Source organism: Pseudoflavonifractor sp. MSJ-30 (assembly GCF_018918045.1).
GTDB lineage: Bacteria > Bacillota > Clostridia > Oscillospirales > Oscillospiraceae > Faecousia.
Window position 1 is genome coordinate 47,213 of sequence record NZ_JAHLPU010000015.1, and the last position, 19,982, is coordinate 67,194.

At 54.9% G+C, this 19,982-nt stretch carries 18 protein-coding genes; 5 read left to right on the forward strand and 13 right to left on the reverse strand.

Translation table 11 applies throughout. The annotated features are described in order from the left end of the window. Positions 1-94: 94 nt before the first annotated feature. The 8 genes from KQI10_RS01770 to KQI10_RS01805 all read right to left on the reverse strand — a co-directional run bounded on the left by KQI10_RS01770 (position 95) and on the right by KQI10_RS01805 (position 9,425). Positions 95-1,270, reverse strand: coding sequence for a DUF6070 family protein (locus KQI10_RS01770; RefSeq protein WP_216565687.1), 1,176 nt, complete (start codon positions 1,268-1,270; stop codon positions 95-97). Then, positions 1,267-2,940, reverse strand: a complete 1,674-nt coding sequence (locus tag KQI10_RS01775; protein ID WP_216565688.1) for a phospho-sugar mutase — start codon at positions 2,938-2,940, stop codon at positions 1,267-1,269. Before KQI10_RS01775 ends, KQI10_RS01770 begins: the two co-directional genes overlap by 4 nt. A 3-nt stretch (positions 2,941-2,943) precedes the next feature. Then, the gene (locus KQI10_RS01780) at positions 2,944-3,930 is read right to left on the reverse strand and encodes a type I phosphomannose isomerase catalytic subunit (RefSeq protein ID WP_216565689.1); all 987 of its coding nucleotides are present in this window, start codon (positions 3,928-3,930) and stop codon (positions 2,944-2,946) included. A gap of 19 nt (positions 3,931-3,949) precedes the next feature. Next, positions 3,950-5,263 (reverse strand): sugar phosphate nucleotidyltransferase, encoded by a 1,314-nt coding sequence (locus tag KQI10_RS01785; protein WP_216565690.1) that lies wholly within the window; start codon positions 5,261-5,263, stop codon positions 3,950-3,952. 12 nt (positions 5,264-5,275) lie between these two features. Further along, the gene (locus KQI10_RS01790; protein ID WP_216565691.1) at positions 5,276-6,220 is read right to left on the reverse strand and encodes a GDP-L-fucose synthase; all 945 of its coding nucleotides are present in this window, start codon (positions 6,218-6,220) and stop codon (positions 5,276-5,278) included. After that, positions 6,217-7,263, reverse strand: a complete 1,047-nt coding sequence (gene gmd / locus KQI10_RS01795; RefSeq protein WP_216565692.1) for a GDP-mannose 4,6-dehydratase — start codon at positions 7,261-7,263, stop codon at positions 6,217-6,219. The genes KQI10_RS01790 and gmd overlap by 4 nt, the downstream gene beginning before the upstream one ends. A 111-nt stretch (positions 7,264-7,374) precedes the next feature. Continuing rightward, positions 7,375-8,613, reverse strand: a complete 1,239-nt coding sequence (locus tag KQI10_RS01800) for a nucleotide sugar dehydrogenase (protein WP_216565693.1) — start codon at positions 8,611-8,613, stop codon at positions 7,375-7,377. Then, the gene (locus tag KQI10_RS01805; protein WP_216565694.1) at positions 8,610-9,425 is read right to left on the reverse strand and encodes a helix-turn-helix domain-containing protein; all 816 of its coding nucleotides are present in this window, start codon (positions 9,423-9,425) and stop codon (positions 8,610-8,612) included. Before KQI10_RS01805 ends, KQI10_RS01800 begins: the two co-directional genes overlap by 4 nt. Before the next feature lie 135 nt (positions 9,426-9,560). On the opposite strand from KQI10_RS01805, the gene KQI10_RS01810 reads away from it, so the two are divergent. The 5 genes from KQI10_RS01810 (at position 9,561) to KQI10_RS01830 (ending at position 14,706) form a co-directional block, all read left to right on the forward strand. Further along, entirely contained in the window at positions 9,561-10,559 is a 999-nt protein-coding gene (locus KQI10_RS01810; RefSeq protein WP_216565695.1) for a DUF975 family protein, read from the forward strand. Positions 10,560-10,750: 191 nt separating this feature from the next. Further along, on the forward strand, positions 10,751-11,311 hold the full coding sequence (locus KQI10_RS01815) for an RNA polymerase sigma factor (protein ID WP_216565696.1): 561 nt from the start codon (positions 10,751-10,753) through the stop codon (positions 11,309-11,311). Beyond that, positions 11,308-12,558 carry a hypothetical protein gene (locus KQI10_RS01820; RefSeq protein ID WP_216565697.1) on the forward strand — a complete coding sequence of 417 codons (1,251 nt, stop codon included), beginning with the start codon at positions 11,308-11,310 and terminating at the stop codon, positions 12,556-12,558. Before KQI10_RS01815 ends, KQI10_RS01820 begins: the two co-directional genes overlap by 4 nt. A gap of 187 nt (positions 12,559-12,745) precedes the next feature. Further along, positions 12,746-13,303, forward strand: coding sequence for an RNA polymerase sigma factor (locus tag KQI10_RS01825; protein WP_216565698.1), 558 nt, complete (start codon positions 12,746-12,748; stop codon positions 13,301-13,303). Then, the gene (locus tag KQI10_RS01830) at positions 13,300-14,706 is read left to right on the forward strand and encodes a hypothetical protein (RefSeq protein WP_216565699.1); all 1,407 of its coding nucleotides are present in this window, start codon (positions 13,300-13,302) and stop codon (positions 14,704-14,706) included. The genes KQI10_RS01825 and KQI10_RS01830 overlap by 4 nt, the downstream gene beginning before the upstream one ends. 206 nt (positions 14,707-14,912) lie before the next feature. Here the strand turns inward: KQI10_RS01830 and KQI10_RS11865 are convergent, their stop codons facing one another. The 5 genes from KQI10_RS11865 to KQI10_RS01855 form a co-directional block, all read right to left on the reverse strand. Then, entirely contained in the window at positions 14,913-17,141 is a 2,229-nt protein-coding gene (locus tag KQI10_RS11865) for an ABC transporter ATP-binding protein (protein WP_216565700.1), read from the reverse strand. A gap of 317 nt (positions 17,142-17,458) precedes the next feature. Beyond that, complete coding sequence (locus KQI10_RS01840) at positions 17,459-17,887, reverse strand: hypothetical protein (RefSeq protein WP_216565701.1); 429 nt, start codon at positions 17,885-17,887, stop codon at positions 17,459-17,461. A 20-nt stretch (positions 17,888-17,907) separates the two neighbouring features. Continuing rightward, the gene (locus KQI10_RS01845) at positions 17,908-18,855 is read right to left on the reverse strand and encodes a hypothetical protein (RefSeq protein WP_216565702.1); all 948 of its coding nucleotides are present in this window, start codon (positions 18,853-18,855) and stop codon (positions 17,908-17,910) included. Between the two features lie 59 nt (positions 18,856-18,914). Then, positions 18,915-19,538 carry a hypothetical protein gene (locus tag KQI10_RS01850; RefSeq protein ID WP_216565703.1) on the reverse strand — a complete coding sequence of 208 codons (624 nt, stop codon included), beginning with the start codon at positions 19,536-19,538 and terminating at the stop codon, positions 18,915-18,917. Between the two features lie 11 nt (positions 19,539-19,549). After that, on the reverse strand, positions 19,550-19,798 hold the full coding sequence (locus KQI10_RS01855; RefSeq protein ID WP_216565704.1) for a hypothetical protein: 249 nt from the start codon (positions 19,796-19,798) through the stop codon (positions 19,550-19,552). Positions 19,799-19,982 lie beyond the last annotated feature (184 nt).

Sequence of the window (19,982 nt, forward strand, 5' to 3'; positions counted from 1 at the left end):
AAAGAGCCTTCCTTGTTTCTTTTTTCGATATATTACCACAAAAGCACTTGAATTGCAACCACAACAGCAAAGCAGCCCCTGCCGGGGCTGTTTTCTATACAATGCTTTCCATGACCTCCCGGCGGGAGAGTGGAATGAAATCCTCAGGCTGCGTCAGCTTTCGGTTTCCCAAGTATTGCCAAGTACCGTCCGGCCGCTTTTTTATAGTCACCTCATGACTGTACAGGCTGTCCAGCTTCAGATCCGTGCAGACGGTCTCCACCATAACGTTCAGACTGCCGTCCTCATTTTCCCGGCAAGCCGTTATTTCCGGCTCCACCAGGGGATGCCCAAAGCGAATGATCAACTCGCTCTCCAGCGGGAGCCAGGAATAGGTGTCCGTTTTAGGGTCGTAATCCGCCACGCTTTGCAGTTCTTCCCTGCTCATGGGAAACCGGGGCAGAATCAGTTCTTCAAAATCCACTGCCGGGATCCGATAGCACCGGCTCTCCCGGTCATAAGAGAATTCTTCCGGATTCGGCATATTCCCAGTCTTTCTATAATAAAACAGATCCCACAGATCATTCAGACTCAGGTTCCCATAGTCCGGCGCAGCCCAATCCACAAGGAACATATTTGTCCCGCTGTAGCCGATGGACAGGATGCATTCCCGCGTCATCTGCCACAGCACTGGGTCTGGCTCTCTCAGGCGGATGCGGGAATAGTTGGCAAAGTGCTGGTCATCCTCCCAAAAGACTTGATAGAAGAAATTCCCCGCTTCGGAGACCGTCCAATTCCGAACAGAGTAGGTCTCCCGGACAAGGATGGAGCTCTTCCCTTTCACCGCCGGGTCGCAGGTCAGTGTAGTCAGGTAGAACTGCCTGTTCTCCTGCCAGAAATAGCGGCAGGAAAGCATTCCCGTTTCCGTGATTTGAAACAGGGAAAAAAAGCAGTCTTTGCCTGCCTGTACCTGATCCAGAAATTGCAGCAGTCCTTCCGGCTCCGCCAGATACTCCGGGATATCCCGGCCGCTGCGCAGAATGCAGAATCCTGCCCCCGCGGCAACAGCCTCCACCCGCGCCCTGTCCTCGGGAATCAACGTGGACCGCTGCCATTTTTCTGCCGGAGAATCATAGCCGCAGGCGGACAACTCCCCGCTGATTTTGGCGAGCAGTCTGCCGCACTGCTTCCAGGCGGCCTTTTCCGGAGTGGAAAGTTTGACCTCCCCGCAGCCGGTAAACAAGAGTATTAACAGCAGGAGCGACACGCACCGAAGGAAACAGGCTTTCATTTCAGCCTTTCCTCAGCGCAGCGCAGAATGGCCGCCTCCGTCTTCTCCGCTGCGGCTTTGTTTTCAGCACTGATGGAAGCATAGAGCTTCAGCTTCGGCTCCGTGCCGGAGGGGCGAACCACCAGAGAGCAATTTCCTTCCAGCAGGAATTTCAGCACATCGGACTTGGGCAAACCGTCCAGTCCGGCGCTGTAATCCAGAACCTTTTCCACTTTCTTTCCCCCAAATTCCGAAATACTTTCCCGGAAAGAGGCCATAATGCGCTGCATTTTGGCAAAGCCCGCGCTGCCGTCAAATTCATAGCTGTGCAGGGTATTCAGGCAATAGCCATAGGTGCGGTATAGTTCCTCCAGCTTGTCCAGAAGGCTGATGCCCCGGGTGGCGTAGAAGCTAAACATCTCGCAAATCATATAGGCCCCGTCCACACCGTCCTTATCCCGGACATAGGAGCCGGTCAGGTAACCGTAGCTTTCCTCAAAGCCGAAGATATAGCTGTTTTCCCGGCCCTGCTTTTCCAATAAGCCGATCTGCTCCCCGATAAACTTGAAGCCCGTCAGCACATTGCGGGTTTCCACCCCATAATGTGCCGCGATCCGCTCCGCAAGGTCCATAGTCACAATGGTCTTGACCATGACAGGATCCTGCGGCATCTTGTCATGCTTGACGCGCTGGGCACAGATGTAGTCCAGCAGCAAAAGGCCCACCTCATTGCCGCTGAGCAGGGTGTAATCCCCCGCCTTGGTGCGCACGGCGATGCCCACCCGGTCGCAGTCCGGGTCCGTTGCCAGCAGCAGGTCCGCGTTGGTCTTTTTCGCATATTCCATACCCAGCGCCATGGCCTCCCGAATCTCGGGGTTGGGATAAGGGCAGGTGGGGAAATGGCCGTCCGGCTGCTCCTGCTCGGGGACTACCGCAATATTGGTGTAGCCCATCTCCTTCAGCGTCCGGGTAACAGGCTTCAGGCCTGTGCCGTTCAGAGGGCTGTAAACAATGGCAACGTCTCTGTTTACCCCCTCCCCGAAGAGAACAGACTGGGCCTTGACTGCATTAACAAAGGCGGTATACACTTCTTCGGGAATATAGCGGATGTTCCCATTCTGCAGCTCTGTCTCAAAATCTCCGGTTTTTACATCTTCGAAAATATCCAGTTTTTCGATTTCCGTCAGAACTGCCGCGGCGGCCTGAGTCGTGATCTGGCAGCCATCAGGGCCATAGACCTTGTAACCGTTGTATTTGCTTGGGTTGTGGGAGGCGGTAATCATAACACCCGCGGAGGTCTTCAGATAGCGGGCCGCAAAGGACACCGTTGGAACCGGCATCAGTACAGGCCAGATATGCACCTGAACTCCGTTTGCCGCAAACACCCCCCCCGCAACCCGGGCGAACAGATCGCTCTTGATACGGCTGTCATAGCCAATGGCCACGGACGGTTTCTCAAAATGACTCCTGAGATAGTTCGCCAGACCCTGGGTGGCTTTTGCCACGGTATAGACGTTCATCCGATTCGTGCCCGCACCGATCACACCCCGCAGGCCGCCGGTGCCGAAGGCCAAATCCCGATAAAAGGCGTCCTCTTTTTCAGCGGCATCCATGCTTTTCAGCTCTTCCGCCACATCCGCGTCCGCAAGGGCTTTTTCCAGCCAGCGACTGTATTCTTTTTCGATTTCCATATGTTATCCTTTCACGTCCAAGAATTGTGCCTGCCCATGGATGGTCAGCGTCACGGAATTCGCCGGAACGAAAACGCAGTCTCCCTTGTAGAATGGGATGCTCCCGCCGTCATAGGCGATCGTCCCGCAGCCGCCCACGCAGAGCAGCACCCGGAAGGCCAGCTCGTCGGCCCGGTATTCCACCCGCTGCCGTCGCTCGGTATTGACCAGCATTCTGTAAACTTCGAAATACTTACACCGGCACAGCAGCTCCGAGGCCGCGCCCGGCCGGTATTTCAGCACCCGCAGAGGCTGCCGGGGTTCCGCGCAGCCCCGAAGATCTGCCACATCCAGAGCTTTTTCAATATGCAATGGCCGTTTCTGCCCGTTCTTGTCCACCCGGTCATAGTCATAGAGCCGGTAGGTCAGATTGGAGCTCTCCTGAATTTCCGCCACCAGAGTTCCCGCCCCAATGGCATGGATGGTACCCGGCGGGATGAAAAAAAGGTCATCCCTGTGAATGGGGAGCTTTTGCAGGTATTTCTCGACCGTTCCATCCGCGATTGCCCGGCGCAGCTGCTCTCTCTTGCAGCTGCGCCGGAGACCATAGACCAGCTTGGTGTCCGGCTTTGCGTCCAGCACATACCACATCTCGGTTTTGCCCAGCTGGCCGTTTTCATGGAGCCTTGCGTAATCGTCTCCGGGATGGACCTGAACGGACAGGTCTTTTTTCGCGTCAATGAACTTAATGAGGATGGGAAGCCCCGTTTCACCCCGGTGCCGCGCACCCAGATAACCTGGGTTGGCTTCCAGCACCTCCGCCAGAGGCCGCCCGTCAAAGCGTCCCCCAACCACAAAGCTGGGGCCATCCGGATGGGTGGAGCATTCCCAGGTTTCCGCCAGAGGGGACAAGGGTATATTCTTTTCAAAATCATCGTTCAGCCGGGTCCCGCCCCAGAGGTAATCCTTTCCGGCAGGGCGCAACAGCAGCGGTTCATTCTTTTCAGGCATGGGCCTCTCCCCTGTTTTGTTACTCCAGTTCAAATTTCTGCTTGTCCTGGGCGTTGATCTCCTCGCCCAGCTGTACCTCAATGAGCTTCAGTTCCGTATCCGCCAGCACCGTATGGCGGCAGCCTGCGGACATGGTCACCACATCCCCGGCGTGGACCTTCTGCTCCATGCCGTCCACAATGGTCCGGCCCTCTCCGGCAATAACCACCCAGACCTCGTCCCGGTGCTTATGACTGTGGTAATTCATGCTGTGGCCCGGATTCAAGGTCACCTTGATGGTCATGGAGGCGTTCTCCACATCGATCACCTTGAAGCTGCCCCAGCTCTTTTCAGCGAACATGATCTGCTGCACAAATTTGTCCACAAAGGGCTTGATGTAGGAGCTCTGCTCTTTGTCGGAGACCAGAATCCCCTCCGGAGACGCGGAGATAATGACATCGTGCAATCCCATTGCCAGCACGGGCACATCCATCTCATTGATGATATGCACCCCGGAGCATTTGTCGTTCAGCTCACCCTTGCCGATGATATTCTCGTCCATGGATTCCGTCAGGGTGTTCCATGTACCCAGGTCCTTCCACATCCCGGCATAGCGCACCACCTGGATCTTCGGCTCGTGCTCCACCACCGCATAGTCAAAGGATATCTTTTTCAGGGTCTCATACTTGTCAAACAGGTCCTGATAATCTGTGAAATCCATGAGTTCATGGGCCTTCCGCATGACATAGCCCAGCTTATAGGCAAAGACGCCGCCATTCCACAGGGCGCCCTGGGCAATGTACTCTGCCGCCACATCCGCCGTGGGTTTTTCCTTGAAGGTTCTGACGGAAGCCACATGGTCTCCGCTCTCCGGGATGATATAGCCGTACTTCTCACTGGGATAGGTGGGCTCGATGCCCATAAGCACCAGATTGGCCTCCCCTTTATCCGCCTGGGCAGACAGCTCCTTCAGGGCCTCAAAATAACTATCCTCTACATAAGGGTCCACCGGGCAGACAACTACAGACTCCGCGGGTGAAACATGCAGCACGTCCACAAGGTAAGCCGTCGCCAGAGCGATGGCCGGAAAGGTGTCCCGGCGGCAGGGCTCCACGCTGATGCCCACGTCTTCCCCCAGCTGATTGTGAATGGCAGAGACCTGGGTCTTGCTGGTGGCAATGGTCACGGTGGCGTCAACGTCCACCTTTTTGATCTGCCGGTAGACCCGCTGAACCATGGACTCGTAGCCGCCGTCCTCTTTTTTGAAGAACTTGATAAACTGCTTGGAGCGGACGTCATTGGAAAGGGGCCAAAGCCGTTTCCCGGAGCCGCCGGAAAGCAAAATGATATTCATAAATCTTCTCCCTCAGCGCTCAGCCCGCATGGGGTTATGCAGGAAGTCTTCGTAAGCCAGACGGATACCATCCTCCAGCTCGGTCTTATAGGTCCAGCCCAGGGCCGTGGCCTTGGAAACATCCAGCAGCTTTCTGGGAGTCCCGTTGGGCTTGCTGGAATCCCACCTGATTTCCCCGGTATACCCCACGACTTTGGCAACCAGCTCGGTCAGCTCCCTGATGGACAGTTCCTTGCCGGTACCGGCGTTGACGGTCTCATTGCCGGAGTAGTTGTTCATCAGGAAGACACAGAGGTTCGCCAGATCGTCTACATACAGGAACTCCCGCAGGGGGCTGCCGTCACCCCAGCAGGTGACACTTTCCGCGCCGCTGACCTTTGCCTCATGGAAGCGGCGGATCAGCGCGGGCAGAACATGGCTGTGGGTAGGATGGTAATTGTCGTTGGGTCCGTAAAGATTGGTAGGCATAACGGAAATATAGTCCGTGCCGTACTGCCGGTTCAGGAACTCACAGTATTTGAGTCCCGATATTTTTGCCAGGGCGTATGCCTCGTTGGTCTTCTCCAGCTCGCTGGTCAGCAGACAGCTTTCCTTCATGGGCTGTGGCGCCATGCGAGGATAGATGCAGGAGGAGCCCAGAAATTCCAGCTTTTTGCAGCCGTTCTGCCAGGCCGCATGGATGGCGTTCATTTCCAGCACCATATTGTCGTACATAAAATCGGCCAGCGCATTCTGATTGGCCACAATGCCGCCTACCTTCGCCGCCGCCAGGAACACATACTCCGGCTTCTCCGCGGCAAAGAATGCCTCCACCTGGTCCTGCCGGGTCAGATTCAGTTCCTTATGGGTGCGGGTGATGATATTGGTATAGCCCTGGCGCTGCAGCTCCCGGACTATGGCGGAACCTACCATGCCCCGGTGTCCCGCCACATAGATCTTCGCGTTTTTCTCCATCATCTCGCCGCCTCCATCATTGCCTTTTCCCGCTTTGCCAAAGCACGGTCGTGCTCTGCCATGATCCGCACCAGCTGCGCATAGCTGGTCTTCTGGGGGTTCCACCCCAGCTTCGTTCTGGCCTTGGTGGGATCGCCCCACAGATTATCCACATCCGTTGGCCGGAACCATTGGGGATTGACCGACACCAGCAGTTTGCCGGTTTCCGCGTCGTAGCCCTTTTCGTCAATACCGGTGCCCTCCCAGCGGATGGTCATGCCGTTGGCGGCAAAGGCCTTCTCCGTAAAGTCCCGGACGGTGTGCTGCTCGCCGGTGGCGATAACATAGTCATCCGGAGTCTCCTGCTGCAAAATCAGCCACATGCATTCCACATAGTCCCTGGCATAGCCCCAGTCCCGGAGGGAATCCATATTGCCAAGCTCCAGATGGTCCTGCAAGCCCTCGGCAATGCGTCCGGCAGCCAGCGTGATCTTTCGGGTGACGAAGTTCTCGCCCCGGCGCTCAGACTCGTGGTTGAAGAGAATGCCGTTGACGGCAAACATACCATAGGCCTCCCGGTACTCCTTGGTCATCCAGAAACCGTACTGCTTGGCAACGGCATAGGGGGAATAGGGGTGGAAAGGTGTGGTTTCCCGCTGCGGAACCTCCTCCACCTTGCCGAAAAGCTCGGAGGTAGATGCCTGATAAATGCGGCAGGTACCGGCAAGTCCGCAGATGCGGACCGCCTCCAGAATCCGCAGAACGCCCAGGGCATCCACATCGCCGGAATATTCGGGCACGTCAAAGCTGACCTGCACATGGGACTGGGCCGCCAGATTGTAAATTTCATCCGGCTTGACCTGACCGATGATGCGAATCAGGCTGGAGGAATCGGTCAGGTCCCCGTCATGGAGTTTGATCTTCCCCATAAGGTGGTCAATGCGGGCAGTATTGGAAATGGACGCCCGGCGGGTGATGCCATGGACCTCGTAGCCCTTTTCCAGAAGGAATTCGGCAAGATAAGAGCCGTCCTGGCCGGTAATGCCGGTGATCAGTGCTTTTTTCATTGTGACAAACCTCTTTCAGACATTTTTGCTTTATTATAACACATTGCTTTTCATTTGTCTCCCCCAAAAAAAAGGAATCCGGCAGGGGCCTTGAAGCTCCTGCCGGAAAAATCAATCTCTGCGGAACAGATCCCGGGTATAGACCTTTTCCCGTACATCATCCAGACAGCTGTCGTAGCGGTTGGCGATGATGGCCTGGCTGTTCTTTTTGAACTCTGCCAAATCGTTTACCACCCGGCTGCCGAAAAAGGTCGTGCCGTCCTCCAGGGATGGCTCATAGATGATGACCGCGGCGCCCTTGGCTTTGATGCGCTTCATGACGCCCTGAATGGAGGACTGGCGGAAATTATCAGAATTGGCCTTCATGGTCAGGCGGTAGACCCCGATGACGCAGGTTTTTTCCGCGTTGGCATTGTATTCATTGTCCTCGTCGTAGCCATAGTATCCCGCCATTTGCAGCACCCGGTCCGCTATGAAGTCCTTCCGGGTGCGGTTGGATTCTACAATAGCCCCGATCAGGTTTTCCGGCACATCCCGGTAGTTGGCCAGCAGCTGCTTTGTGTCCTTGGGCAGGCAGTAGCCGCCGTAGCCGAAGGAGGGATTGTTGTACTGGTCGCCGATGCGGGGATCCAGGCACACGCCTTTGATAATCTGCCTGGTATCCAGTCCCTTCATCTCGGCGTAGGTGTCCAGCTCATTAAAGTAGCTGACCCGCAGGGCAAGATAGGTGTTGGCAAAGAGCTTGACGGCCTCAGCCTCCGTAAAGCCCATAATAAGGGTATCGATATTCTCCTTGATGGCCCCCTCCCGCAGAAGGGACGCAAAGATTTCGGCAGCCTCCACCAGCCGGGCATTCTTCAGGTCCGTACCCACAATAATGCGGCTGGGATACAGATTGTCATAAAGCGCCTTGCTCTCCCGCAAAAATTCCGGGGAGAAAAGGATATTTTCGCAATGGTATTTTTCCCGGACAGATTCGGTGAATCCCACGGGAATGGTGGACTTGATTACAATGACCGTCTCCGGATTGCACCGCAGCACAAGCTGGATCACAGACTCCACGGCGGAGGTGTCGAAGAAATTCTTCTGGGAATCATAGTTTGTGGGCGCGGCGATAATCACGAAGTCCGCATCCCGATAGGCACTTTCCCCATCCAGAGTAGCCTTCAGATTCAGTTCCTTTTCCGCCAGATAACGCTCGATATATTCATCCTGAATGGGGGATCTGCGCTGATTGAGCAGCGTAACCTTCTGAGGAACAATGTCCACAGCCGTAACCTCGTGCTTCTGGGCCAGCAGCACCGCTAAAGAAAGGCCCACATAGCCGGTTCCCGCAACCGCGATTTTCATAATGATACTCCTTTGTTTTTTTCGTCCCGATTTCTGCAGGCAGCCCGATAGGCGTTTTCAAAGTCGCCCAGCTCCCGGTAGCATTCTTCCAGCTGTCTGCCGCAGCCCCTGCCGCCCTTTTCAGCCATTAAAAATGCCGCAAGCGCAAGGGGATAGTCTTTTTTGCGCAGATATGCCAGGCCGGACAGGTATTCCGTCTCCGCAGTCCGCGTCTCCACCGCGCTCAGCAGCGCCAGGGCTCGTTCCGCGTTTCCCGCCTCAAGCTGCTGCTCCGCCCGGAGCAGCAGCTGTTCGTCCAGGCTCGGCAGGGCCTCGCCCTTCCGGCGCTGACCCAGGCGCTGGCGCAGAGCATCCCGGCGGGCCAGCAGCTCCTGGGTAATATAGGGGCTTTCAAAGCGTCCGCTCCGGCTCAGCAGCTTTTCCGCCACCGGCCCGCGCCGCTCTCGCGCCGCCGTTTCTGCCAGCTCCAGGCAGCTGAGATAGCCGAGAAGCCCACACTCCCAGTCCAGCGTGTCGTCCGGAGCGGCATAGTCCTCCAAAAGGTTCAGCACCAGACGGAAATTCTTTTTCTGAAAAGCTCCCCGGGCCAAGGCCATGAGCCGCTGATTATCTGTCAGCACCGTTTCTCCCAGAAAATAGCTTACAGGCTTGCCCAAGGCATCCGCCAGGTATTGCAGGGTCGCCATGGAGGGCCGGGCGGTGCCGTTCTCAATTTGCGAGAGCATATTGCGGGTGATCCGGTCGCCGCACAGCGCCCGCTGACTCAGCCCTGCCTCCTGCCGCGCCTGCCGCAGCAGCTGTCCCATCTCCATGGCTCCACCCCCCTATTTCGCTCATTATACCAAAAGAAACGCAGGAAATCCACCTTTTCAAAAAATTCATTTGCTATTTCCGCGCAAATGGTTTATAACTATTGCTATGATGTGTAATTTGGAGGAAACCGCACTATGACCTTATCCAGCCGCGATCTCAAAAGGACGGCCCATGAGAAGCTGCACAACGCAAAAAACCAGAGGGAAATCATCCTTCTTTACGCCGCCATTACTCTGGGGCTGGGACTTGTGATCCTGCTGCTGCAGCTCACGCTGAACCAGAAAATCTCCCATACCGGCGGTCTCTCCGGCATGAACAGCCGGAATATGCTCTCCGCCCTGTCGAACTTTCTGCCCCTTGTCTCCTCTATTGTGACCATGTGTCTGGCTTTTGGCTATATGGGCGGCATGCTGCGGGTCAGCCGGGGACAGTATGCCTCCCGCAATGCCCTGAAAACCGGCTTTGAGCGCTTCTGGCCACTGCTGCGGCTGAAGCTGCTGCTTGGGGCCATGATATTGGGTCTGGGCTTCGGCGCCAGCTATCTGGCCTCGCTGATTTTCATGCTCTCGCCCTTTTCCGATTCCTTTATGAACGCCGTCGCCCCGGCTGTCAGCGGCGGCAGTCTCCTGACCGGCGGAACCATCACTCTGGACGAGACTGCGCTGGACGCCATTACCGCCGCCTCCGGCCCCCTGATCGTTATTTTTCTTGCGCTGATTCTTGCCTTTGTGGTGCCCATGCTCTACCGGTTCCGTATGGCAGACTATGTGCTCTATGACCATCCAGAGGTGGGCGCCATGTACGCTCTGCTGGCAAGCCGCAAGATGATGCAGGGCAACCGCTGGCAGGTCTTCAAGCTGGATATGAGTTTCTGGTGGTACTATCTCATCACCGTGCTGACAGCGGTTCTTGCCTATGGAGACGTGCTGCTGGCTCTGGTTGGTGTTTCTCTGCCGATGGACGGCACGCTGAGCTACATTCTCTTCTACCTGCTCTCCGTTGCCGCAACCTTTGCCCAGCTGTACTTCCTGCGCAATCCCATGGAGGTCACCTACGCGCTGGCCTATGACCAGCTGAAGCCCAGGGAAGAAAAGCAGAACGGCGCGGTGCTGGGGAATATTTTCCAGATGTAACAGTAAGTCAATCCTGTACGGCGGCTGTCGGCCGCCCGCTGGACATCGAAGTTGAGTGCTCTGAAATCAGCCGCTCAATTTTGTTGTCACACGGGCAGCAGGCGGCCGTTTTTATGATATTTGTGACCATTCCGGGCGAATCGGTAGTAGATAAGTGAAGGCCTTCAAAAAATCAGAAAGGAGGACGCGAAATGACTGACAGCCAGATCGTTGACCTCTATTGGAACCGTCATGGAAACGCCGTAACAGAGACAAAGAAGAAATACGGACAGTACTTATTTTCCATTGCAAACCACATTTTGTCACAGCGTGAGGATTCCGAGGAATGCGTGAACGATACACTTTTGGGCGCCTGGAACTCTATCCCGCCCCACAGGCCAACAACTTTATCCACCTACCTTGGGAAAATCACCCGCCGATTGGCACTGAACAGGCATCGCAGAAACACAGCAGAAAAACGAGGCGGAACGGAAGCTGACCTGTCACTGGAGGAATTATCCGACTGCATTCCGGCGGGGCGATCCATTGACGAACAGTTGGATAGCCGTGAGCTGGCGGCAACCCTGAACCGTTTTCTGTCCGGGCTGGCCCCGGAACAGCGGCAGACCTTTGTATGCCGCTATTGGTATTGCGATTCCATTGGTGAGATCGCCCGGAAATTCTCCTGGAGCGAAAGCAAAACAAAAATGACATTACTGCGAACCCGTGAAAAACTCAGGCAGTATCTGAAAAAGGAGGGAATTTTTGTATGAACGCCATTCGATTGCAGAATGCCATAGGAGATATTCAGGATACCTATATTCTGGAAGCGCACGCCCCGGCATCCCGCCCAAGTGCCAGGAAATGGCTCGGGGTACTGCTGGCGGCGGTACTGCTGGCCCTGAGCCTCATAGCCTGCGCCCCGATGCTTTTCAGCAGCATTTCCGGGGATGATCTGTCTCTCGAAGCTGCTTACATTGGGAACGGAGTCGTTGAGATCACCGTAGAAAACAAGTCCAGCAAAAAACTGAGCTTTCAGCCCACGCTGAAATTAATGCTCTGGTCCGACGGAACGGAAATTCCAGCCCACGGCAAAGTTCGTTTCGCAAATACCGAAATCGCCCCAAACAGCACCGGTGTTCTGACCATCGATCTCTCTGCCGCCTACGATATGGCAGAGCTGGAAAAGCCGATTTCAAATGACGGGTACTACTTCGTGCTGACCAACCATAGCTTTGCCTTTGGCCAGGACTGGATGTGTACTGTCCGCTTTTCGGAAACGGAAGCCGCAGTCCCGCCGGCCTATCCGGTACAGCCCAGCCCCGCGGAGGCGGACCCGGCGCTTATCCAAAAAGTTGAACCGGAGCTGCAAAGCTTCTTTGAAAGCTCCATCCTTGCGGATAAGGAAAGACGTGAGGAGATCACCGCCGCCTATTTTGCGCGCTGTACGGAAATCATCCGGGAATCCGGAAAAAATGTCATCCGCCCGGTATCGCCTGCCCCGGTCTTTCTGCTGGATGCACCGCCTGAGGGAACAATTCTGGATAATAATCTGCCAGAGGAAATGCAGTACCAGCTGATCGGACAAAGGACAGCATCCATTGACAGCTATGCCTTTCCGATCGGTGCTTCCCCCGAGGACACCGCCTGTATTTTCAGTGCAGCCGTCCCGCAGACGGAAGCCGATCTTTCCAACGCGGATGGATCCACCTTGCCCGTAACCTACGTCATGGTCTATGATTCCGCCCAGGCCCGGCAGCCGGATGCTTACGCATTTATCCGGGGACAACTGATCCCGTTTTCGGACTTGCAGCCTAAGGTTGTCTATGAAGACGATCAATACACCGCATTTAACGTCACCGACTGCTTCTTTACGGACCTGGACACCCAGATTGCGGCATTCCTGCAGTGGCGAACGGATCTGTTCTTCAATGACGACGTAGAGGAACGCATCCGGAACGTCTATGCTTACCTGCAGGATGCAATCAGGGAAATACATCTTTCCGCAGATGTATTCTGAACTGCCGGTTATCTGACGTGTAAGGGCCTGCTTCCCGGTTTTTCGGAAAGCGGGCCCTGTTACTTTCTAATCAACCGTTCGGAATATTTGTCTTTTTCCAAAAAATGTGCTATCCTTTTTCTATATTTTTTCCATTTCCCGTTTTTCTGCGTGTATAAGGGTGAAGATACCAAAAGGAGGTAAGCCCATGGAGGACAATGAGATTCTGGACCTGTATTTTGCCCGGTCGGAGCAGGCCATTGCTCAGACAGAGCGGAAATACGGGCCATACTGCTTTCATATTGCCAACCATATTCTATCCGATCCCTCGGACGCGGAGGAAAGCGTCAACGATACCTATTATGCCGCCTGGAAACTGATCCCGCCACGTCGGCCCCAACGGTTCGCCACCTTTCTCGGAAAACTCACCCGCAACCTCTCCATTGACCGCTGGCGGAAAAAAACCGCCGGAAAACGGGGCGGCGGCGAGACCCGGCTGGTGCTGGACGAGCTGGCGGAATGTGTAGCAGGCAGCGAAAGCCCGGAAACGGATGTATTGCGCAAAGAGCTGTCCGCCGCCCTGAACCGCTTTCTGCGAAAGCTCCCTGAAAAAGGCCGCACCATCTTTCTGCTCCGGTACTACTACGCCAACACCCAGGAGGAGATTGCCCAAAAAACAGGGCTGTCGTCCAATCAGGTAAAGTACATTCTGCAAAGGACCCGGAAGGACTTAGCCGGTATGCTCAAAAAGGAGGGCCTGCAATGACATCTTTTCAGCTTTTCAAGGGATTGAGCGGCGTAGATTCCGAATTGCTTATCCAGGCGGAACAGCAGGCGTTTCAGGAAGCGCCTGCCGCACGGAAACACCCCGCGAAAAAGATCTGGCTGATTGCGGCGATCATCGCGCTGGCTCTGCTGCTGGTTGGCTGCGCGGTGGCCTATGCCACAATTCTTTTCGGCAGTCCGGCGGATATGATCTCCGGCCTGTACGGTGAAAACACCGGATTCGACCGCGCCGACCCAACTGAAGTCAGCGATCCGGGTAAAATCGGCGGCAGCTGGACCGTCCCGGGATATGAAAAAAAGCCCGTGGAGGAAACGGTTGCCCAGGAGCTGGAAAAATGGGTGTCCCCCGTGGGGAAGAGTATTTCCACTGACGGCTTTAAGCTGACCGTGGACGCCTACGTCTATGACAGCACCACCCAATGCGGCTTCATGACCATGCTCCTGGAGCACGACAAGCCCATTCCGGAGGAATATCTTCTTCTGAATAACGACGGAGAGATCGGCGGGTTGAGCGGCCTTTACCTGAATTTCAATCAATATGGCCGCTGCTACCTGATCCCCGAAAAAACAACGCCTGCGCTTCTGGCGTTTACCTTCTATTTCCGGGCAGACATGACCGCAGGGACCAATCTGCTGGTCTCCTTTCCCGAACCTGTAGCATCCCGCCAGTTGGAGGCTGAACAGGCACGGGAGGCGGCGATCCCCGTCATTCGGGAGCGGCTGAAAAAAGAGCTGACCCCGGAGCAGGCCGCCGAAAAAGTCCGGGAGCTGGGCTTCCCCGGAGGGTACACAGGCGAGTATGACGACTACTATTACCTCGCGGCCTCGGAATACGACACCGCCCAGGACGACGAGCCCAGCCCCATGACGCAGGAATTACAGGCACTGGAAGCACAGCTGAAGCAGGAGCTGACTCCCGAGGAGGCCGAGCAGAAGCTGCGTTCCCTCTGGGGGGACGAGCTGGTCGAGGAGGCCTTTGCGGATCAGATGGAGAATGTTCCCATTTTTGCCTACAACATTCTGGCGGAAAGAGCCTATGAGCAGAACCATATGGACGAAATGCTCTGCGTCTCTCTCCCGGACAGCGGCAGTCTGCCCTGCAAAACCTTCGGTCAAGGGGCCGTCTATGTGAACTCTCTGTGTGTCCAAATCTCCCATTCCACGGTACCGGACGATGATCTGCGGTCCCTCGTTTTCCACATGACAGACGGCACTGACTTTGTGGTTGCAGACTCGCTGACGGACAATACCCTGTTCCGAAGAGTGATCGAGCACGGCGATTTGCTCTATATGCTCAACAGCGCCGTCAACATCGACAAGATCCAGTCTGTGGAAATCCTATGCCGGCGGTCCGACGCGGTACTGGATGCGGATGCCCAGTAATGTTTCCGCAGAATCGTTAGCGAGCTTGCCCTTTAACAGCGTCTTACATCAGCACTCCAATATTCATTGCTTTCATTACCAGTATATGTACCGGCATAGAATGACGGAAAACAAATGCTTTTTCGCAGGGGGCGATGCCCACATCGCCCCGTGGGGTGCGTCTCCAGCGCGGTCAGAAAAAACGGACACGCCCATACCGTCGGCCCCTATGATTTCCTCTTCATAAGAAACTCCCCCATTCCGAGCCCCTCGCAGATATCCTCCCGGTGGGAGATCAGCAGGAGGCCGCCCTGCCGCTGACGCAGCTTTTCTTTTACGACCTCCGCAGCCTGCGCGTCCAGGTGGTTCATGGGTTCGTCCAGCAGAAGAAAGGGCGCATCCCGTAGGAACGCTCTGGTCAGCAAAATCTTTTTCCGCTCTCCCGGGGAGAGATTCCCGCCGCCGGGTTCGACGGTGTACTCCAGCGTTTTCCCAAAGCCCATTTCTTCCAGCAGCGCTTCTGCCGCCGGACGCTTATCCTCCCCAAGGAACAGGTTTTCCCAAACCGCTCCGGAGAAAATCGCGCCGTTCTGCTCCTGCAGAGCGGTGCTTTTTCGTCTCTGCCCCACAGCCGCGCCGCCGCACACGATTCCCGACGATGGCTCGTACAGTCCCGCCAGGATGGACAGCAGCGTGGTCTTTCCGCTTCCGTTTTGGCCTGCAAGACGCACATTTTCCATACTTGTCATATGGAAATCAACGCCCGAGAGGATATTCTTTCCATCCTCCGAATAGGAAAAGCAGACATTTTCCGCATCCAAAGAGATCAAAGCCGGGGCTATACCTTTGCCGTCTTCAAATTCACCGTAAAACACGGAGATGCGATCCAGATACTTTGCTTCGTCATGCTTTTCGGTGATCCAGCCGCGGACATACGCAAAGCACCGGGTCAGCGAGGGAAGTATCAAAAAGCCTGTCAGCAGCATGCCGAGCTCCATTCTGCCCCGGGCAGCCTGGAATGTCCCCGCCAGCACAACGCAGAGCCGGGAGCCCTGACTGCTCAAAAAGTCCAGTGCCTCTACAAGGGCGTCCACGCGGCACTGGGCCTGTCCTGTTTTTTGCAGAAAAACGCGAAAACGTTTTTCCAGGCGGCTGACGAAAAAGCCATGCAGCGAGTAGCTTTTTGCGAAGTCTCTCGCACCGAAAAGCTCCTGCTCCAGCTGTTTCCGATCTTCACTATATTCCGATGCTTCCTTTTTGAGCCTTGTCCGAATCCCGGCCATGCAGGCCGTACGGGCAAGCGGCAGCGCCGCCAACGCAAAAATCGTCAGCGCAAAAATCACCGGGCAGCCGCTGCGGAACAAAGCCGCAATCACCCCCGCGCCGAAAACAGACAGCACCGGCTCTTCCTGTAGGCAGACTGCACACTGCTGTCTCGGAATGCCCAGGCGAACTTCACCGGAATCCGGCTCCTCCAGTCCCAGCAGGAGCCGCAGGAGCGTGCTCTTCCCGGAACCGTTGGGCCCATGCAGAAGAATCCGCTCCCCCTCCCGGATATCCAGGCTGGCACCTTGCAAAGCGGGTTTTCCATCGTAAGACTTCGTAACAGCATGGATACGGATAATCGATTGTCCGTCAGGCTCCGGCACATTTTCCACCCGCAATTTCAGACGCTTACAAGCCTCCTCGCTGTTGATCTGCTGAAGCCGCAGATCAAAAACAGTGCTGATAGAGGAAAACAGGCAGCCCGCCAGCACGATCAGGTACGGCGCGCGGCTCAGCTCCGCCTTTCCGCAAAGTATAAACAGCCCCACAACCAAATAGCTTCCATAGTTCAGAAGACTATCCACCGCATTGAACACGATATTCTCCACCGTTCCGGTCTTCTCGGCCCGCTTCCCGGAGTCCACAATGGCCCGGTTGAGCTGATGGTACCGGGCCATGAACCAACGCTCCATACCGTAGGCCTTCAAGGTTCGAATGCTGCGGTAGCCCTCCAGCATCCAGTTGCAGTAGGCTTCCTCATCCGAATGGGTCTGCTCGTAGATTTGCCGCGCCCAGTTTTCGTACAGAAAGATGGGCAGCAATTGGATCAGATTCAGGAAAAAGAAAATCGACCCGATCAGCAGGTTCTCCATACACAGCAGCACCGTGGCGCAGAGGATCACAACGGCGCCGCTGATTGCTTTGGGCAGCGTATTCTGGAAAAAGGCGGCCAGTGTATTTGCGTCCCCGCCGAGCTTCCCCTGCATTTCCCCCGGCGTCCCCACGCTGACCCTTCGGTCAATGACGCATCGATAAAGAAATGTCCGGAATGCCTGGGTCTGACCCTCCCGCGTCAGCAGGTCAGACAGCAGCAGCGAGCACGCCAGCACACAGCCATAACCGACAAGTTCACAGATAATTCCAATCGTTCCGGATTTTCGGAAAATGGGACTGAATTCTCTTATATCCATGGTCTATTCCTCACTGTTAGATTCTCCTTTGCGGGAGCAATTCTATCTTACTATATGGGTTCCTGTAAGGAAATAACGCAGCGGTTGAGAATTTCTCTATTTATGGTTGAGTAATCGGGCGTTCTTTATCGGACCCCTGATCTACAGCAACCACGCACTCCATCATACCCAGTACAAGCCGGTCTGCCAGCTTTGCCGGGATGATGACACACGCAGCTACATACAAAACGGGCAGGAAAGTCCCGTTCAATTGTGGTATTCGTATAGTTTTATGCATAATGTGTGCAGTGTTCCCAGAGCCTTTTCCAGTTTCTATCTCAGCGCGGTACCTCCCATTTCCATGTCACGCCGCCGGTTTTCGCGTGCCTGGTCATGAGGAAAAAGAAAACAAAGATCGGAACGTCAAAGAAATTTCCCTTTCCATACACCAGCACCCGCAGAACAGGCAGGACAGAGGGGAACACCCCTGATAAGGCCCAGCACAGCATAGACGCAATGGGCCACAAAAAGCCCGCCCAATAGGCAATCGTCAGCCCTTTGGCCTGAGTGGCGAAGTACTTGCACTCCTGTGCGTACCCTATTAACAGAAACCGTTTCCACAGCGAGCGATTCCTGCGGTTCTTTTTGAGAAAAGTCCTGCTTTTTCCCAAATCATGGATGTGGGAGACCGCCGTTCCCAGGATGATTTGGGTGAAGAACGGAATCAGGAGCAGCGCACAGAGCAGTTCTCCCGTGTCTGGTTTCAAAGTCGTGCCCCCCTCTACGCTTATTCCATCTCGTTCCTTTGTTTCGAAAAAAGGCCCGCGGTGGTGCCAATCAGCAGTCTTCCGTCAAGCAATTCCGCACAGGTTGCCCCGGCGCAATGGGCTTCCAGAACCATTTTCCCATTTTGAAAATCATACACACCGGCCCAGTCCCGCTGGTCACAGGCAGCCAATATTCCCTGAACTTCATCCACCCAGCATATTCTCGGAAGCACCTGCTTTTTCGCTCCAACCGGGCCGTTTGTCCACATTGCCGGAAGGGTGACAGGCAGAGGTTTTCCCAGATTCAGGTGATCTCTCCCGGTAAGCGGATAGGCACTTGCCCTTGGCGGAGCAACGCTGCAGTCCGCCAGAAACAGATAGTTCCCGGAATAAAATCGCGGCTGCTGTGTGCTTTCTCCTTCATAAAGGATCGAACAGGCATCACCATTGATTCGATGAATTCTGTAGAGGAGCGTCCGGCCATCTCCCTTCGCCTGGTAAGACAGGAAGGTTACTCCCTGCTCCAACGTCCACACAAGCTGCGTAACAACGCAGTAGCAGTCCGGCAGCTGCCGCACAAACATTTTCTCCCCATTATAATCTACCTTGAGCAGAAACTGCTCTTCCAGGCTCTTTTTTCCCTGGGCAACACAAAGAATTTCATCCGTCCCCCGGATTTTGCAGCAGCGCATATCCCCGGAGGCCGCAATTTCCCGAGGCCTTGGAACAGCCCAAAGGAGCCGCTTCTGAGAGACGCGGAAGAAAAACAGCTTCTGCTCCCCCGTGTAGACCATCAGGGTATCGTCATCCGCAAACAGTCCGCCATGGACCCAGCGCAGACCGGTAATGTGATATACAAGCTCCAGACTGGCGCGGTCAAATACAGATATTCCGCTCCCAATGGCTGCAATATAACGGGAATTGTGGACAATTTTCCAACAGTTTCGTATGTTTCCGATTTTTTCCATGTTCTATCACCAATTACCCGATTCTAAAATAGAATTCCATATTTGCGGAAAAGAGGCAATCAAAAGCACTTATGCATGGTATATTCAATTGTCTCTGCGCAAAAAGTGTGGCATTCCTGTTCTCCTCTTTGCATCAATCGGCGGACATTCTCCGCTTCCCGCATATAATGTCCCCGCACCGTTTCCGTCAAGAATGTAGTGCTCCGGAGGACACGCGGATATTCATCAAGAACCAGCAGGAGTTTCGAAAAGTCCCCTATATATAGATAACTAAACAGCTCCAGCCTGAAAATGTATACGGCTGGGCACAGCAAATACCGCTTTTCCTCTACGGCATCCACCAATTGTTCAGGCGCTGCGGCCCTTTGAAAGAACGGGAAAACTCTGTTTCCCAATTCCTCGCACAGGGCTTCACACCATTTTTCTATTTCCTTGTCTGACGCGTCTCGTGGCAGCAGCGGAAGCGCGCTGATTCGTTTCCCATAGGTGTAATAGCGGTGTTCACAGGGAATATAGAGCGGCATCACGAAGAAAGTCGCATAAATCAAGCTGCTCGGCATATCAAATTGAATGCAGTATGCAATATCATTTTGAATTCTATAAAAGCATTTCCTAGAGAATTGATAGTCATGGTTTTTCATGTACAGACGGAGACGATTCGTGATCTTCTGGATAGTGGTCATAAACTCCCCCCTTAAATATTGAGTTCCTCTTTCTTTACCAGCAGCGCCGCAAGCCGGGGATGTTTTTCCGCGTGGTTCAATATGTGGAAGGCAAATGCCACAAAGCACCAGTAGCAAACCACTGCCGCCCAGCATATCAGCACACCATCCGCGTTTTCCGGGCTGCACGGCACTTCCAGCGAACACCATTCTACAATGCTCCACACCGCCAGTGCCGTCAGCGCCACGCCGGGCAGACACATGAGAACGGCCTTCGGCACAGAAAAGTGTCCTCGTCGTAGCGGATACGGATGGAATAATAGGCCAAAACGCAGACAATTGACAGCAATCCCGCAGAAATGGCAATTACACTCCATAGCATTCTGCATTGAAAAAGGGAAAGAAACACGGTCAGACCCAGGCAGAAAGCGCCGCCGATCGTGCCGGCCCAAAACAGCGCCCGTG

Coding starts and splice junctions, on each gene's coding strand:
- KQI10_RS01845 (WP_216565702.1), bottom strand. CDS start 18,855: ATGGAAAAAATCGGAAACATACGAAACTGTTGGAAAATTGTCCACAAT.
- KQI10_RS01805 (WP_216565694.1), bottom strand. CDS start 9,425: ATGGAGATGGGACAGCTGCTGCGGCAGGCGCGGCAGGAGGCAGGGCTG.
- KQI10_RS01825 (WP_216565698.1), top strand. CDS start 12,746: ATGGAGGACAATGAGATTCTGGACCTGTATTTTGCCCGGTCGGAGCAG.
- KQI10_RS01785 (WP_216565690.1), bottom strand. CDS start 5,263: ATGAATATCATTTTGCTTTCCGGCGGCTCCGGGAAACGGCTTTGGCCC.
- KQI10_RS01770 (WP_216565687.1), bottom strand. CDS start 1,270: ATGAAAGCCTGTTTCCTTCGGTGCGTGTCGCTCCTGCTGTTAATACTC.
- gmd (WP_216565692.1), bottom strand. CDS start 7,263: ATGAAAAAAGCACTGATCACCGGCATTACCGGCCAGGACGGCTCTTAT.
- KQI10_RS01810 (WP_216565695.1), top strand. CDS start 9,561: ATGACCTTATCCAGCCGCGATCTCAAAAGGACGGCCCATGAGAAGCTG.
- KQI10_RS01815 (WP_216565696.1), top strand. CDS start 10,751: ATGACTGACAGCCAGATCGTTGACCTCTATTGGAACCGTCATGGAAAC.
- KQI10_RS01780 (WP_216565689.1), bottom strand. CDS start 3,930: ATGCCTGAAAAGAATGAACCGCTGCTGTTGCGCCCTGCCGGAAAGGAT.
- KQI10_RS11865 (WP_216565700.1), bottom strand. CDS start 17,141: ATGGATATAAGAGAATTCAGTCCCATTTTCCGAAAATCCGGAACGATT.
- KQI10_RS01800 (WP_216565693.1), bottom strand. CDS start 8,613: ATGAAAATCGCGGTTGCGGGAACCGGCTATGTGGGCCTTTCTTTAGCG.
- KQI10_RS01830 (WP_216565699.1), top strand. CDS start 13,300: ATGACATCTTTTCAGCTTTTCAAGGGATTGAGCGGCGTAGATTCCGAA.
- KQI10_RS01820 (WP_216565697.1), top strand. CDS start 11,308: ATGAACGCCATTCGATTGCAGAATGCCATAGGAGATATTCAGGATACC.
- KQI10_RS01775 (WP_216565688.1), bottom strand. CDS start 2,940: ATGGAAATCGAAAAAGAATACAGTCGCTGGCTGGAAAAAGCCCTTGCG.
- KQI10_RS01850 (WP_216565703.1), bottom strand. CDS start 19,538: ATGACCACTATCCAGAAGATCACGAATCGTCTCCGTCTGTACATGAAA.
- KQI10_RS01790 (WP_216565691.1), bottom strand. CDS start 6,220: ATGATGGAGAAAAACGCGAAGATCTATGTGGCGGGACACCGGGGCATG.